At 67.9% G+C, this 14572-nt stretch carries 11 protein-coding genes and 1 tRNA gene; 11 read left to right on the forward strand and 1 reads right to left on the reverse strand.

Annotation, left to right across the window (positions count from 1 at the left end; translation table 11 throughout):
- Positions 1 to 123: 123 nt before the first annotated feature.
- The 4 genes from ppdK to ACOJTB_RS09060 all read left to right on the forward strand — a co-directional run bounded on the left by ppdK (position 124) and on the right by ACOJTB_RS09060 (position 5160).
- A complete protein-coding gene (gene ppdK / locus ACOJTB_RS09045) occupies positions 124 to 2808 on the forward strand; it encodes a pyruvate, phosphate dikinase (RefSeq protein ID WP_420102197.1) in 2685 nt (894 codons plus the stop codon).
- Positions 2809 to 2931: 123 nt separating this feature from the next.
- Entirely contained in the window at positions 2932 to 3666 is a 735-nt protein-coding gene (locus ACOJTB_RS09050; protein WP_420102207.1) for an HAD family hydrolase, read from the forward strand.
- A 178-nt stretch (positions 3667 to 3844) separates the two neighbouring features.
- Positions 3845 to 4123, forward strand: a complete 279-nt coding sequence (locus ACOJTB_RS09055) for a GCG_CRPN prefix-to-repeats domain-containing protein (protein WP_420102198.1) — start codon at positions 3845 to 3847, stop codon at positions 4121 to 4123.
- A gap of 236 nt (positions 4124 to 4359) precedes the next feature.
- Positions 4360 to 5160, forward strand: coding sequence for an aldolase (locus ACOJTB_RS09060; protein ID WP_420102199.1), 801 nt, complete (start codon positions 4360 to 4362; stop codon positions 5158 to 5160).
- Positions 5161 to 5314: 154 nt separating this feature from the next.
- Here the strand turns inward: ACOJTB_RS09060 and phaC are convergent, their stop codons facing one another.
- Entirely contained in the window at positions 5315 to 7132 is a 1818-nt protein-coding gene (gene phaC / locus ACOJTB_RS09065; RefSeq protein ID WP_420102200.1) for a class I poly(R)-hydroxyalkanoic acid synthase, read from the reverse strand.
- Between the two features lie 116 nt (positions 7133 to 7248).
- On the opposite strand from phaC, the gene ACOJTB_RS09070 reads away from it, so the two are divergent.
- The 7 genes from ACOJTB_RS09070 (at position 7249) to ACOJTB_RS09100 (ending at position 14557) form a co-directional block, all read left to right on the forward strand.
- On the forward strand, positions 7249 to 7704 hold the full coding sequence (locus ACOJTB_RS09070; protein WP_420102201.1) for a hypothetical protein: 456 nt from the start codon (positions 7249 to 7251) through the stop codon (positions 7702 to 7704).
- Positions 7705 to 7881: 177 nt separating this feature from the next.
- On the forward strand, positions 7882 to 9102 hold the full coding sequence (locus tag ACOJTB_RS09075) for an LL-diaminopimelate aminotransferase (protein WP_420102202.1): 1221 nt from the start codon (positions 7882 to 7884) through the stop codon (positions 9100 to 9102).
- Positions 9103 to 9347: 245 nt separating this feature from the next.
- Entirely contained in the window at positions 9348 to 9779 is a 432-nt protein-coding gene (locus tag ACOJTB_RS09080) for a hypothetical protein (RefSeq protein WP_420102203.1), read from the forward strand.
- A 91-nt stretch (positions 9780 to 9870) separates the two neighbouring features.
- The gene (locus tag ACOJTB_RS09085; protein WP_420102204.1) at positions 9871 to 11211 is read left to right on the forward strand and encodes a homoserine dehydrogenase; all 1341 of its coding nucleotides are present in this window, start codon (positions 9871 to 9873) and stop codon (positions 11209 to 11211) included.
- A gap of 75 nt (positions 11212 to 11286) precedes the next feature.
- Positions 11287 to 12285, forward strand: coding sequence for a class II fructose-bisphosphatase (gene glpX / locus ACOJTB_RS09090; protein WP_420102205.1), 999 nt, complete (start codon positions 11287 to 11289; stop codon positions 12283 to 12285).
- Positions 12286 to 12486: 201 nt separating this feature from the next.
- Positions 12487 to 14292 (forward strand): single-stranded-DNA-specific exonuclease RecJ, encoded by a 1806-nt coding sequence (recJ, locus tag ACOJTB_RS09095; RefSeq protein ID WP_420102206.1) that lies wholly within the window; start codon positions 12487 to 12489, stop codon positions 14290 to 14292.
- 190 nt (positions 14293 to 14482) lie between these two features.
- Positions 14483 to 14557, forward strand: a tRNA-Glu gene (locus ACOJTB_RS09100).
- Positions 14558 to 14572: the final 15 nt, after the last annotated feature.

Here is a 14572-nt window from a genome sequence, read left to right on the forward strand (position 1 = left end):
CCGGCACGTCCCGCCGCTGGTGACCGTCCGGCCCCGCAAGGCCCGGCACTGACGGCTCGCACACGAAACTTTCGCAACGGCGCGGCGTTGCTGCGCCCGGCTGCAAATCAAGAGGTTGAAGTGATGGCTGGTGGGAAATGGGTCTACACCTTCGGTGACGGCAAGGCCGAGGGTGAGGCAGGGATGAAGAACCTGCTCGGCGGCAAGGGCGCGAACCTGGCCGAAATGAGCAATCTCGGCCTGCCGGTTCCGCCCGGCTTCACCATCACCACCGAGGTCTGCACCCATTATTACGACAACGGCAAGCAGTTCCCCGCCGATCTCGACGCGCAGGTGAAGGCTGCGCTCGCCGAGATGGGCAACCTCACCGGCAAGACCTTCGGCGACGCCGCCAACCCGCTTCTCGTTTCTGTCCGCTCCGGCGCCCGCGCTTCGATGCCGGGCATGATGGACACGGTCCTCAACCTCGGCCTGAACGACGAGACGGTCGAGGCCGTCGCCAAGGCCTCGGGCGACGAGCGCTTCGCCTGGGACAGTTATCGCCGCTTCATCACCATGTATTCCAACGTCGTGCTCGATCTCGACCATGGCGGCTTCGAGGAGGCGCTGGAGGACTACAAGGAGCGCAAGGGCCTGCATCTCGACACCGACCTCAAGGCCGATGACTGGAAGACGCTGGTCGGCAAGTACAAGGAGATCGTGAAAAAGCAGCTCGGCAGCGACTTCCCGCAGGATCCGCAGGCCCAGCTCTGGGGCGCCGTCGGCGCCGTCTTCTCATCCTGGATGAACGCCCGCGCCATCAAATATCGAGAGCTGAACAATATTCCGGCCTCCTGGGGCACGGCCGTCAACGTCCAGTCGATGGTCTTCGGCAATATGGGCGAGACCTCGGCCACCGGCGTGGCCTTCACCCGCAACCCGTCGACGGGCGAGAACGCGCTCTATGGCGAGTTCCTGATCAACGCCCAGGGCGAGGATGTCGTCGCCGGCATCCGCACCCCGCAGGACATCACCGAGAAGGCGAAGAAGGAAGCCGGCTCCGACAAGCCCTCGATGGAGCAGGCGATGCCGGAGGCCTATGCGGAGCTCGTCCGCATCTACGGCATCCTGGAAAAGCACTACCGCGACATGCAGGACATGGAGTTCACCATCCAGGAAGGCAAACTCTGGATGCTGCAGACCCGGTCCGGCAAGCGCACGGCCAAGGCCGCGCTCAGGATCGCGGTCGATCTCGCCAGCGAGGGGCTGATCACGCAGGAGGAGGCTGTCGGCCGTGTCGAGCCATCGGCCCTCGACCAGCTGCTGCATCCGACGATCGACCCCAAGGCCGAGCGCAAGGTGCTGACCACTGGCCTGCCGGCGTCCCCTGGCGCCGCCGCAGGCGAGATCGTGTTCAACTCCAACGATGCCGAGGCGGCGAAAAAGGCCAACCGCAAGGTCATCCTCGTGCGCGTCGAGACCTCGCCGGAGGACATCCACGGCATGCACGCCGCCGAGGGCATTCTTACCACCCGCGGCGGCATGACCTCCCATGCGGCGGTGGTGGCGCGCGGCATGGGCAAGCCCTGCGTCTCCGGCGCCGGGCAGATCCGCGTCGATTACGCCAAGGGCACGCTCACCGTCGGCAACACCACGCTGAAAGCCGGCGATGTCCTCACCATCGACGGCGGCAACGGCCAGGTTCTGCTCGGCGAGGTGAAGATGCAGAAGCCGGAGCTGTCCGGCGAATTCGCGACGCTGATGGGCTGGGCCGACAAGGTGCGCCGCCTGAAGGTCCGCGCCAATGCCGAGACGCCCGAGGATGCGAAGACCGCGCGGGAGTTCGGCGCCGAAGGCATCGGCCTGTGCCGCACCGAGCACATGTTCTTCGACGACACCCGTATCCAGTCGATGCGCGAGATGATCCTCGCCCATGACGACAAGGGACGGCGCGACGCGCTCGCCAAGCTCCTGCCGATGCAGCGCCAGGATTTCGTCCAGCTCTTCACGATCATGAGCGGCCTGCCCGTCACGATCCGCCTGCTCGATCCGCCGCTGCACGAGTTCCTGCCGCATGGCGAGAAGGAGATCGCCGAGGTCGCGGGCGCGCTGGGCGTCACGCCCGAGGCGCTGAAGCACCGCGCCGCCGAGCTGCACGAGTTCAATCCGATGCTCGGCTTCCGTGGCTGCCGCCTCGCCGTCGCCTTCCCGGAAATCGCCGAGATGCAGGCCCGCGCCATCTTCGAGGCAGCGGTGACCGCCGCCAGGGAGACCGGCAAGCCGGTGATCCCCGAGGTCATGGTTCCGCTGGTCATGGGCAAGCCCGAGCTCGACCTCGTCAAGGCCCGGATCGACGCCATGGCCAAGGCCGTGATGGAGGAGAGCGGCACGACGATCGACTATCAGGTCGGCACGATGATCGAGCTGCCGCGCGCGGCGCTGCGAGCCGGCGAAATTGCCGAGAGCGCCGAATTCTTCTCCTTCGGCACCAACGATCTGACCCAGACCGCGCTCGGCATCAGCCGAGACGATGCGGCCTCCTTCCTCGGCTCCTACACCGCCAAGGGCCTGCTGGAGGCCGACCCCTTCGTCACCATCGACCAGGACGGCGTTGGCGAACTCGTGAAGCTCGCGGCCGAGCGAGGCCGCAAGACCCGCGACGGCCTCAAGCTCGGCATTTGCGGCGAGCATGGCGGCGACCCGGCCTCGATCGGCTTCTGCGAGAGCGTCGGCCTCGACTACGTTTCCTGCTCGCCCTTCCGCGTCCCGATCGCTCGCCTCGCCGCCGCCCAGGCCGCGCTGGGCGCGATCAAACCGAAGGATGGCTGAAACGCATTTGCGGGAAACAGGCGGTCATGCTCGCTCTTATGGCGAGCATCCATGTCTTGAACACCGCTCTTGGCCAGGGAAGGCGTGGATGGTCGGGACACACCCGACCATGACGAGGTGATGATGGCGGCGCTCACCACCATCGGCTTCGATGCCGACGACACGCTCTGGCAGAACGAGCAGTTCTTCCGGCTGACCGAGGAGCGCTTCGTCGCGCTGCTCGGCGGGCATGGCGAGGCGGCCGAGATTTCAGGCCGGCTTCTGGAGGCCGAGAAGCGCAACCTCGGCTTTTACGGCTTCGGGATCAAAGGCTTCGTCCTCTCGATGATCGAGACGGCGATCGAGATCACCCGCGGCCAGGTTTCGGCCTCGGTGATCGACGAGATCCTCGCCGCCGGCCGCGAAATGGCGGCTCATCCCGTCGAGACGCTGCCGCATGTCACCGAAACGCTCGCGGCCCTCGCCGGGCGCTACCGCCTCGTGCTGATCACGAAGGGCGATTTGTTCGACCAGGAGCGCAAGCTCGCCCAGTCGGGGCTGGGCGACTGGTTCGAAGCGGTCGAGATCGTCAGCGACAAGCGGGCCGAGACCTATGCCCGGATCTTCGCACGCCATGGCGACGGTGCAGGGCGTGCGATGATGGTCGGCAACTCGCTGAAATCCGACATCGTCCCGGCTCTGGAAGCGGGCGCCTGGGCCGTGCATGTCCCGCATGATCTCACCTGGGCGCTGGAACATGCCGAGGAGCCGACCCAGGCGGAACGCTACCGCCGCATCGCCGATCTCGGCGCCTTGCCGGCTCTGCTCGAACACATCGACAGTCCGCACCGGAGCCGTCGCCTTCTGCTTGAAGAATGAATAGTCATTCATCTCGACGTGCTCTTGCCGGAATTGCGATGGTTGCTTTCGGTAATTGCCGGGTCATGCAGTCGTTGACTGTTTCGATCTGATGAATGCTATATGAATGACCGATTTGTAATTTGAAATCGTCGCGCGGCGAGTCCATCCTGGCTTCATCCACTGGATGGAGGCTTTCATGCTCAAGGTTGCTGTTGGCGCCGCCGCTCTCGCATTCGCGACGTTCGGTGGCATGGCGGGCTCTGCTCAGGCCGCCGATGGATGCGGTCCCGGCTGGCATCGAAACTACTACGGCTACTGCAAGCCGAATGTCCGGCCTTATGTCTATGGCGCGCCCGTCTATGTGGGCCCCGTCTGGCGCCGCCCGGCTTATGCCTGGGGTCCGCGACCGGGCTGGCATCGCGGCTGGGGCGGGCCGGGCTGGCATCGCGGCTGGCACCATGGCTGGCGCGGCTGAGCCCAGCGCAGCCGACCGGGCCGCTCCCGCAAGGGGGCGGCCTTTTTGTGGCACGGCGCGCCGCCGATGGGCACGAGCGCCGAGAGCCGATCTTGCATCCGCGGCGGCGATTGCGAGCGCGACGATCGGCCGAGCTGCGCTATGCTGGCCGCCATCCCGATCCGTCAGGGCTCCTGCGAAACGCGCCTGGGCCTTGGCGGCGCGGGCCATGACCTCTTTGGACGGAAAGCCTCCCGATGGCCCATAGCCTCAACCGACCCGATGCCCCCGCCGCCGCGACGGATCGGCCAAACCGGCCGGAACTCGGCGCCGACGCTGTGCGCCAGACGCGGGAGGATCTCGCGGCCTGCTTCCGCATGGCGGCGCGCTATGGCTTCGAGGAAGGCATCTGCAATCATTTCTCCGCGGTGGTGCCGGGCCATGACGATCTCTTCATCGTCAACCCCTACGGCCTCGCCTTCCGCGAGATCACGGCCTCCAGGCTGCTGGTCTGCGACTTCCACGGCCATGTCGTCGAGGGGGAGGGCCAGCCCGAGGCGACCGCCTTCTACATCCACGCCGAGATCCACAAGCGCGTGCCGCGCGCTAGGGTGGCCTTCCATACCCACATGCCCTATGCGACCGCGCTCAGCATGACCGAGGGCGCCCCGCTGGTCTGGGCCGGGCAGACGTCCTTGAAGTTCTATGGCCGCACCGTGGTAGACGAGGACTATAACGGCCTCGCCCTCGATCATTCGGAAGGCGCGCGCATCGCCGGCAGCGTCGGCGACGCCGACATCGTCTTTATGCGCAACCATGGCGTGATGGTGCTGGCGCCGAACGTCGCCGAGGCCTGGGACGATCTCTATTATCTGGAACGCGCCGCGCAGGTGCAGGTGCTGGCCATGTCGACCGGCCGCAAGATCATTCCCGTCGTCCCGCAGATAGCCGAGGCTGCCTATCGCCAGATGCGCGAGGGCGATCCGGAATCCGCGAGGCTCCACCTCGCCTCGATCCGCCGCCAGCTCGACGCCGAGGAGCCGCAATACCGGCACTGACGTCGATCGCGCGGATCGTTCCTGCTCGGAGCCCCAGCGTCGTCCCGGGCTTGCCCCGGGATCCATCGAAGGGCTTCGGAGCGCGACGATGGATCCCGGCGGCTCCGCCGCCGGTTCGGGATGACGGTTCGGTGCCGTGCGAAATCGGCGAGTTCTAAACCCTGATCTTCACATAGGTCCCCGGCGCATCCGCCAGCGGCTCCAGCTTGCCGCCGCCCGGCTCGCGCGCCTTGACCTTGCGCGGCGCCTGCCGGCGCACCCAGTCGAACCAATGCGGCCACCAGCTGCCGGGATGCTCGGTCGCGCTCGCCATCCAGCTCTCGAGCGAGCCCTCGGCCGGCCCGTTGGTCCAGTATTGATACTTCACCTTAGCGGGCGGATTGACCACGCCCGCGATATGGCCGGACCCCGCCACCACATGCTCGACCGGCCCGCCGAATTTTTGCGAGCCGATGAAGACCGAGGCGGAAGGGGCGATATGGTCCTCGCGCGTGGCGAGATTGTAGATCGGGACGGTAATCTTACCGAGGTCGAGCCGCTCCCCGCCGACGACCATCTCGCCCTTGGAGAGCTTGTTGTCGAGATAGCAGTTGCGCAGATAGAAGGAGTGGTTCGCCGCCGGCATCCGCGTCGAATCCGAATTCCAATAGAGCAGGTCGAAGGGCGTCGGCGCCTTGCCCTTGAGGTAGTTGTTCACCGCATAGGACCAGATCAGGTCGTTGGGCCGCAGCATGTTGAAGGCGCCTGCCATGCGCGCGCCGTCGAGATAGCCGGTTCGGGCCATCTGCTCCTCGATTGCCTTGATCTGGTCCTCGTCGACGAAGACCGACAGCTCGCCAGCCTGCGAGAAATCGACCTGCGTGGTGAAGAAGGTCGCGCTGTCGATGCGCTTGTCGCGGGTCGCGGCCATATAGGCGAGGGTGACGGCCAGCAGCGTGCCTCCGACGCAATAGCCGATCGCCGTGACCTTCTTCTCGCCCGTCGCCTGCTCGATCGCACCCAGCGCGGCGAAGACGCCCTCGCGCATATAGCTCTCGAAATCCTTGGCGGCATGGCGCGCGTCGGGATTGACCCAGGAGATGCAGAAGACCGTCAGCCCCTGTTCGACGCACCAGCGGATGAAGCTCTTTTCCGGGTTGAGCTCGAGAATGTAGAACTTGTTGATCCAGGGCGGCACGATCAGCAGGGGCCGCTTCAGCACCTGCGGCGTCGCGGGGGCATACTGGATCAGCTCCATCACATCGTTGCGGAAGATCACCTTGCCCGGCGTCGTCGCGATATTGACGCCGACCTCGAAGCGGCTGGGATCGGACTGGCGGATCTTGAGCTCGCCTCCGCCGGCCTCGACATCCTCGGCGAACATCTTCAGCCCGCGCACCAGGTTCTCGCCGTTCTGCTGGAGGGTCTCGCGCAGCAGTTCGGGATTGGTCGCGATGAAATTGGTGGGGGAGAGCGCCCCGGCGATCTGCTTGATGTAGAAGCGCGCCTTGTCCTTGGTATGGGCATCCAGCCCGTCGGCATGCTCCACCATCGTCTCGGCCCAGCGCGATCCGATGAGATAGGCCTGCTTGATGAAGTCGAACACCGGCTGGTCGGACCAGTCGGGGTCCTTGAAGCGGCCATCGCGCGGATCGGGCTTCGCGACGGGATCAGCCGGCTCGCCGGCGGCGCGCTTCATCGCCATCTGCCACAGGCTCATCACGTCGCCGGTGAGCGAGGCCTGCGCCTCGATGATCTTGGCCGGGTCGTTGACCCAGCGTTCGGCGACACGGCCCAGCGTCCTGACCATGTCGCTGGCTTCGTCGGCCTGGCCCGTCTTGGCTTCGCCGAGTTCGATCGGCTTGAGATAGGCGGCGGTGACCTTGCCGTACTCCTCGATGAGCCGGCCCATATTCTGCGCGAACTGGTCGAAATCCGGTGCCGCCGCCGTGTCGGCCGCCGCTCCCGATGCGCCGGCGGAATCCCGCGCCATGATTCGATCCTCCCCTTATTGCTTTCGGGATAGCGCATCGCTTCCCAAATTGGTCCTATTAAGGACGCTCCCGCTGTGCTTTACCAACGAAATTCGACAACGATCCGGATCTGCCGATGCCGACCGACCTCTCCGCCAAGATGCTGACACTGCCGGCTGGGCTGCTGGCGGCGGCGCTCGCGCTGGCGGGTTGCGCCTCCGATGGGGGGCTGGTGAAGGGCACCGCGGAGGCCGCCGGCCTTGCCACCACGCCGCAGGAGGCCAAGGGCTTCGTGCGCGAGAGCCGACCGGCTCAGACCGACTACATCCCGGTCGGGCAGGATCTCAACGCCAGCCAGCTCTGCGCGGGGCCGACCCCGCCGCCGCCCTATGTCGCGAGCGGGCAGGCGGCACGCTTCCGCGCTCCGACGCCGATCCGCGACCCCGCGATCCCCTGCAAGCCTCGCGCGGATTTCGAGGCGATCCAGAAGCGGCTGGAAGCCAAGCAGAAGGCCAACGAGGCCGCCGGCAATGCCGCCAAGGCCATGGGCACGACCCCCGCGCCGGAGCCCGCCCGCATTCCGACGAACTGAGAGCGTCGCGGCTGGTCGCCGGAGGCCCGGCGGGCTCGATCGCATCCGAAGGATTCGCAAGAATATTGCGCCCAAGCCCCTGTCTTGGCGAAAGATGCGATGCTAAGCACCTGCGACGCAAGAACGTGATTTGCGCCGGGCGGAGCCGGAGTTCCGCCGGCTTCGGGACCGTGAGAGATGGCTGATTTTCACCGCATCAAGCGCCTGCCGCCCTATGTTTTCGAGCAGGTCAACAAGATCAAGGCGGCCGAGCGCGCCAAGGGCGTCGACATCATCGATCTCGGCATGGGCAATCCCGATCTGCCGGCTCCGAAGCATGTCATCGAGAAGCTGGTCGAGACCGCCGGCAAGCCGCGCACCGACCGTTATTCCGCTTCGAAGGGCGTCGGCGGCCTGCGCCGGGCCCAGGCGAACTATTACGAGCGCCGCTTCGGTGTGAAGCTCAACCCTGAGACCCAGGTCGTGGCGACGCTGGGCTCCAAGGAAGGCTTCGCCAATATGGCGCAGGCCATCACCGGGCCGGGCGACGTCGTGCTGGTACCCAATCCCAGCTACCCGATCCATGCCTTCGGCTTCCTGATGGCGGGCGGCGTCATCCGCTCCGTGCCGGCCGAGCCGACGCCGGCGATGTTTCCCGCGCTGGAGCGGGCGGTGATGCATTCGGTGCCCAAGCCGATCGCGCTCGTCACCTGCTATCCGGCCAATCCGACGGCCTATGTGGCCTCGCTGGATTTCTACCGGGACCTCGTCGCCTTCGCCAAGAAGCACGATCTCATCCTGCTCTCCGACCTCGCTTATGCCGAGGTCTATTTCGACGAGAACAACCCGCCGCCCTCGATCCTGCAGGTGGCGGGCGCGATCGATGTCGCGGTCGAGTTCACCTCGATGTCGAAGACCTTCTCCATGGCCGGGTGGCGCATGGGTTTCGCGGTCGGCAACGAGCGGCTGCTGGCGGCGCTGGCGCGGGTGAAATCCTATCTCGACTATGGCGCCTATACGCCGATCCAGGTCGCTGCGGCCGCCGCGCTGAACGGCCCCGACGACTGCATCCGCGAGATGCGCGACATCTACCGCAAGCGCCGCGACGCGCTGGTCGAGAGCTTCGGCAAGGCGGGCTGGGAGTTTCCGGCGCCTGAGGCCTCCATGTTCGCCTGGGTGCCGATCCCGGAGAAGTTCCGCCCTCTCGGCTCGCTGGAGTTCTCCAAGCTGCTGATCGAGAAGGCGGAGGTCGCGGTCGCGCCCGGCATCGGCTTCGGCGAGCATGGCGACGACTTCGTCCGCATCGCCATCGTCGAGAACGAGCAGCGCATCCGCCAGGCCGCCCGCAATATCGGCCGCTTCCTCAAGGGCGCCGACGCCACGCTCCACAACGTCATCCAGATGCCGAAGGCGGGGTAGGGCGGCGATACATAGATGGCGCGTCATCCCGGGCGAAGCGAAGCGGAGACCCGGGATCCATGCCGGGCCCATTCCGGGAGAGGCTCAGGCATGGATCCCGGATCGGCGCGGCTTCGCCGCTGGTCCGGGATGACGACGCGACAGGGGTTCGGGAGAGGCGTTCTTGGCTCTGGACCGCCGTCCGAAAACATGGGAACCGGAACGGTGCGGAAGATCGATTCCGCCCATGCAAGGCTGAAGGTTCCATGAAGCGCAAAGGCCGCCTGCTCGGCATCGGCTTCGCCGTTTTCGCGGTGATCTGCCTCGTGGCGACCTATGATTATTCCAAGGGCCGCATTCCGCAGACCGACTCCAGGCTCGTGCAGGACGTACTGGTGGAGGGCAATCCGCGCGAATGCGCCCGGGACGTCACCACCGTCGTCACCCGCCATATCCCGCTGAACACGGATCGCGCGGAGGCCGAGCGCATTCTGGCGGGCGCCGCCATCACGCCTCCCTCCGCCTGGTTCTGGAAGCCGCAGCTGGAGAACGGCACGGTGTCCGAAGGCGCGACGCTGGAGGCGATCCGCACCATCCGCACCACGCCCTTCGTCAGCAATCTGCTGCGGGTTTATCTGGGCTTCGAGGATGGCAAGGTGAAGCGCGTCGCCGCCGAGGTGATCTGCCATTTCGGCTGAGGCGGCGCTGCCTGGAAGGGCGCCAGACGCGGCCTTGCGCGCCTTCTTCGTTGACTCGCACGGCGCCTCATGCGACCCCGCCGAAATGACCATGGCACGCTCCACCGAGACCTCCCAGCCCCTGCGCATCGGCCTGGCCGGCCTTGGCACGGTGGGCACATCGGTGCTGAGGATCCTGCGGCGTCAGGAGAATGCGCTGGCCGCGCGTACGGGACGCGCGATCCGGGTCGTCGCCGTCGCCGCCCGTGACCGCAACCGGGACCGCGGCGTCGATCTCGGCGGCCTGGCCTGGTATGACGATCCGGTCGCTCTGGCTCGGTCGGGCGAGGTCGATTGCCTTGTCGAGCTGATGGGCGGCACGGACGGGCCGGCCAAGGCCGCCGTCGAGGCGGCGCTAGCCGCCGGCAAGCCTGTGGTCACCGCCAACAAGGCGCTGCTCGCAGCTCATGGCGTGGCGCTGGCAGAACTCGCCGAGGCAAACGGTGCGGCGCTCGCATTCGAGGCCTCGTCGGCCGGCGGCATTCCGGTGGTGAAGACCCTGCGCGAGGCGCTGGCCGGCAACAATGTCACCCGCATTTCCGGCATTCTCAACGGCACCTGCAACTACATCCTTTCGCGGATGGAGCTGGAAGGATTGACCTTCGCCGATTGCCTGAAGGACGCCCAGCGCCTGGGCTATGCCGAGGCGGACCCCACCTTCGACGTCGAGGGCTTCGACACAGCCCATAAGCTCGCCATCCTCACCAGCCTCGCCTTCGGCACGAAGATCGACGCCGAAGCGATTCATGTCGAAGGCATTTCGGCCATCGCGCCGCTCGATCTCAGGATGGCCGACGAGCTCGGCTACCGCATCAAACTGCTCGGTGTCGCCGAGCGCACCAAGACGGGCATCGAGCAGCGCGTCCACCCGACCATGGTGCCGAAAGCCTCGCCGATCGCGCAGGTGATGGGCGTCCTCAACGCTGTCTCGATCGACGCCGACGCGGTTCGCGAGATCACGCTCGTCGGGCCCGGCGCCGGCGGCGACCCCACCGCCTCGGCCGTCGTGGCCGATATCGCCGACGTGGCGCGCGGCACGGCGGGGCTGCCCTTCGGCCTGCCCGTCGCGCGGCTGGAACTGCCGGCCCGCGCGCCGATGCAGCGCCACGAGGGCGGCTATTATGTGCGCCTCTCCGTGGCGGACCGTCCCGGCGCGGTCGCCGCGATCGCCACGCGGATGGCAGAGGCCGACATCTCGCTGGAAAGCATCGTCCAGCGCGGCGCGCCCGGCGCGGCGAGCCGCGATCCGGGCGGCCGTTCGGGCGCGCCGGTTCCTGTCGTTCTGATCACCTATGCCACCAGCGAGGCCGCCATCCGCGCCGCGCTGGAGAAGGTCACCGCCGACGGCCACGTCGCCGAACCGCCGCAAGTCATCCGCATCGAGCGGGAGTAGGCGCCAGGTCGCCGGTCGTCGGGATGACCCGACGGCCGATTGCCCACTGCCGAGTGCCCAAAACAGGAGTCTTTCATGTCCGTCGATCTCCGCATTTCGCCCGAGCAGGTCATCGAGCGCTATCTCTCCATGGAGCTGGTGCGCGTCACCGAGCGCGCCGCCGTCTGTGCCGCCAAGCTGCGCGGCCATGGCGACGAGAAAGCCGCCGACCAGGCCGCCGTGGACGCGATGCGCCGCGAGCTGAACCGCCTCGACATCGACGGCGAGATCGTCATCGGCGAGGGCGAGCGCGACGAGGCGCCGATGCTCTTCATCGGCGAGAAGGTCGGCAACAAGCAGGGCCCGAAGGTCCATATCGCGGTCGATCCGCTCGAGGGCACGACCCTTTGCGCCAAGGACATGCCCGGCTCGATCGCTGTGATGGCGATGGCCGGCGCCGGCAGCCTGCTCTACGCCCCCGACGTCTACATGGACAAGATCGCGATCGGTCCGGGCTATCCCCAGGGCGTGATCGACCTCGACGCCTCGCCCGCCGACAACATCAACGCGCTGGCCAAGGCCAAGGGCGTGAAGCCGAGCGAGATCTCGACGCTGATCATGGACCGCCCGCGCCACGCCAAGCTGATCGAGGAGGTCCGCAAGACCGGCTGCTCGATCCGCCTGATCACCGATGGCGACGTGGCCGGCGTGATCTTCTGCACCCAGCCGGAGAAGACCGGCATCGACCTCTATCTCGGCATCGGCGGTGCCCCCGAGGGCGTGCTCGCCGCTGCCGCGCTGCGCTGCGTCGGTGGCCAGATGCAGGGCCGCCTCATCCTCGACACCGAGGAGAAGCGCCAGCGCGCCCATGGCATGGGCGTCACCGACCCCAACAAGAAGTACGACATGGCCGAAATGGCCTCCGGCGACGTTATCGTCTGCGCCACCGGCGTCACCGATGGCGGCCTGCTCTCGGGCGTGAAGTTCGGCAAGGAGGTCATCGAGACCGAGACGCTCGTCTACCGCTCGATCACCGGCACCGTGCGCCGCATCTATGGCGAGCACCGCGACTTCTCGAAGTTCAAGCTCGACTGAGCCGGGCTTTAGCCGGAAATCCGAGGCGGCCGGGCGAGAGCCCGGCCGTTTTCGTTGCAGCTCCTCCGCGCCGCGTCATCCCCGATCAGCGGGGCCTCGCCGCTCGTCCGGGATGCCGCGGTTCAGTGCAGGCCCGAAAAGCCCTGCCGACGAGCGCTTCGCGGTTGACCCGCGCGCCCGCTTGCGCGACGCCGGGCGGCGATGAGTCTGTCTCCCACACGCGCCTTCCTCGGCGTGACCCGCTCCGCGCTCGGCCGCCCCTGGCGCGACCGGCTGGACATGCCTGGTCTCGGCCGGGCCGAGGCGCTGGTCCAGCAGCACGGCCTGTCCGACATCGTCGCGCGCCTGCTCGCTGCGCGGGATGTCGAGCCGCAGGAGGCGTTGCGCTTCCTCGAGCCGAAGCTGCGCGATCTGCTGCCCGACCCCTCGGTGCTGACCGATATGGGCCCGGCCGCCGCGCGCCTGGCGCGCGCCGCCGCCAGCGGCGAGCGCGTCGCCATTTTCGGCGATTACGATGTCGACGGCGCCTGTTCCTCGGCGCTGCTCGCCGGCTTCCTGCGCGAGGCGGGAGCGCAGCCGCGCATCCACATTCCCGACCGGCTGATCGAAGGCTACGGCCCCAATAGCGAGGCGATCCGCATGCTGGCGGGCGAGGGCGCGACCCTGTTGGTCACCGTAGATTGCGGCACCACCAGCGATGAGCCCTTCGCAGAGGCGCGCCGGCTGGGGCTCGACATCGTCGTGCTCGACCATCACCAGGCACCCGAGCGGCTGCCGGCGGTGGAGGCGCTGGTCCATCCGAACCGGCAGGACGATCTGTCCGGCCTCGGCCATCTCTGCGCCGCGGGCGTCGTCTTTCTGGCGCTGGTCGCGACGAGCCGGGAGTTGCGCCGGCAGGGTGTCTGGGCGCGAGCCGGGGGCGAGCCCGATCTGTTGGCCGCGCTCGATCTGGTGGCGCTGGCCACGGTGGCCGATGTCGTGCCGCTGCGCGGGCTGAACCGCGCCTTCGTGCGCCAGGGCATCGCCATGATGCGGGCGCGGACCCGGCCGGGGCTGACGGCGCTGATGGACGTCGCGGGGCTCGATGGGCCGGTGCAGCCCTGGCACCTGGGCTTCCTGCTGGGGCCGCGCATCAACGCCGGCGGCCGCATCGGCGATGCTGCGCTGGGCGCGCGCCTGCTGCTCACCGGCGACGAGGTCGAGGCGAAGATCATCGCCACCGAGCTCAACCGGCTCAACCAGGAGCGCCAGGAGATCGAGCGCCAGGCGGTGCTGGAGGCGGTCTCGCAGGCCGAGCACGAACTGGCCGGCGCCGATGCGGCGCTGCCGGTGCTGCTGGCGGCCGGCAGCGACTGGCACCCCGGCATCGTCGGCCTCGTCGCCGCCCGGCTGAAGGAGCGCTTCCGCCGCCCGGCCTTCGCGCTCGCACTGAACGGGCAGGGCGGCGCCACGGGCTCGGGCCGTTCCATCGCGGGGGTCGATCTCGGCCGGGCCGTGCGCGCCGCCGTGGAGGCGGGGCTCGCGGTCAAGGGCGGCGGCCACGCCATGGCCGCTGGCGTGACGCTCGGCCCCGATCAGGCGGCCGCCTTCCACGCCTTTCTCAACGACCAGCTCGCCGCCGCCGTCGCTGGCGCGAGCGAGCACGAAGCGCTGTTGGTCGACGCCGCGCTGAGCGCGGGCGGCGCCTCGCCCCGGCTGCTCGCCGAGATTGACCGGGCCGGCCCCTTCGGCTCGGGCAGCCCGGAGCCGGTCTTCGTCTTCCCCGCCCATCGCCTGGCGGAGGCGGTGCCGGTCGGCGCCGGCGGCCATGTCCGTATCAAGCTGCGCAGCGGGGACGGCGCCAGCATCGGCGGCGTCGCCTTCCGCGCCGCGCAGGAGCCGCTGGGGCAGGCGCTGCTGGCCGCACGCGGCGAAACCGTTCATCTGGCCGCGACGCTGAGCCTGAACCGCTGGGGCGGGAGCGAGAGCGCGGAATTGCGCATCCTCGATCTGGCGAAGGCGGTGTGAAGCCACGCCGCTGACGCTGAGCCTGCCGAAAAGCGCAGCCAAAGAGCCCGATCCTGCGCCCGCCATGTCTCCGGCCGATGACGCCGGCCCGCGCCATCCACAAATTCTGCGGCCGGGAGCTTGCGAAGCGCCGATCCCGCCACTATACCTCGCCCCGCTTCGACGACGCGGGCCACGCCCGCGAAGCCACGCGACCTTCGTCTATCGGTTAGGACACCAGCCTTTCACGCTGGGGAGACGGGTTCGACTCCCGTAGGTCGCGCCACCTTTTCACGGGTGC

Source organism: Allobosea sp. (assembly GCF_048595345.1).
In the GTDB taxonomy this organism is placed as follows: Bacteria; Pseudomonadota; Alphaproteobacteria; order Rhizobiales; family Beijerinckiaceae; genus Allobosea.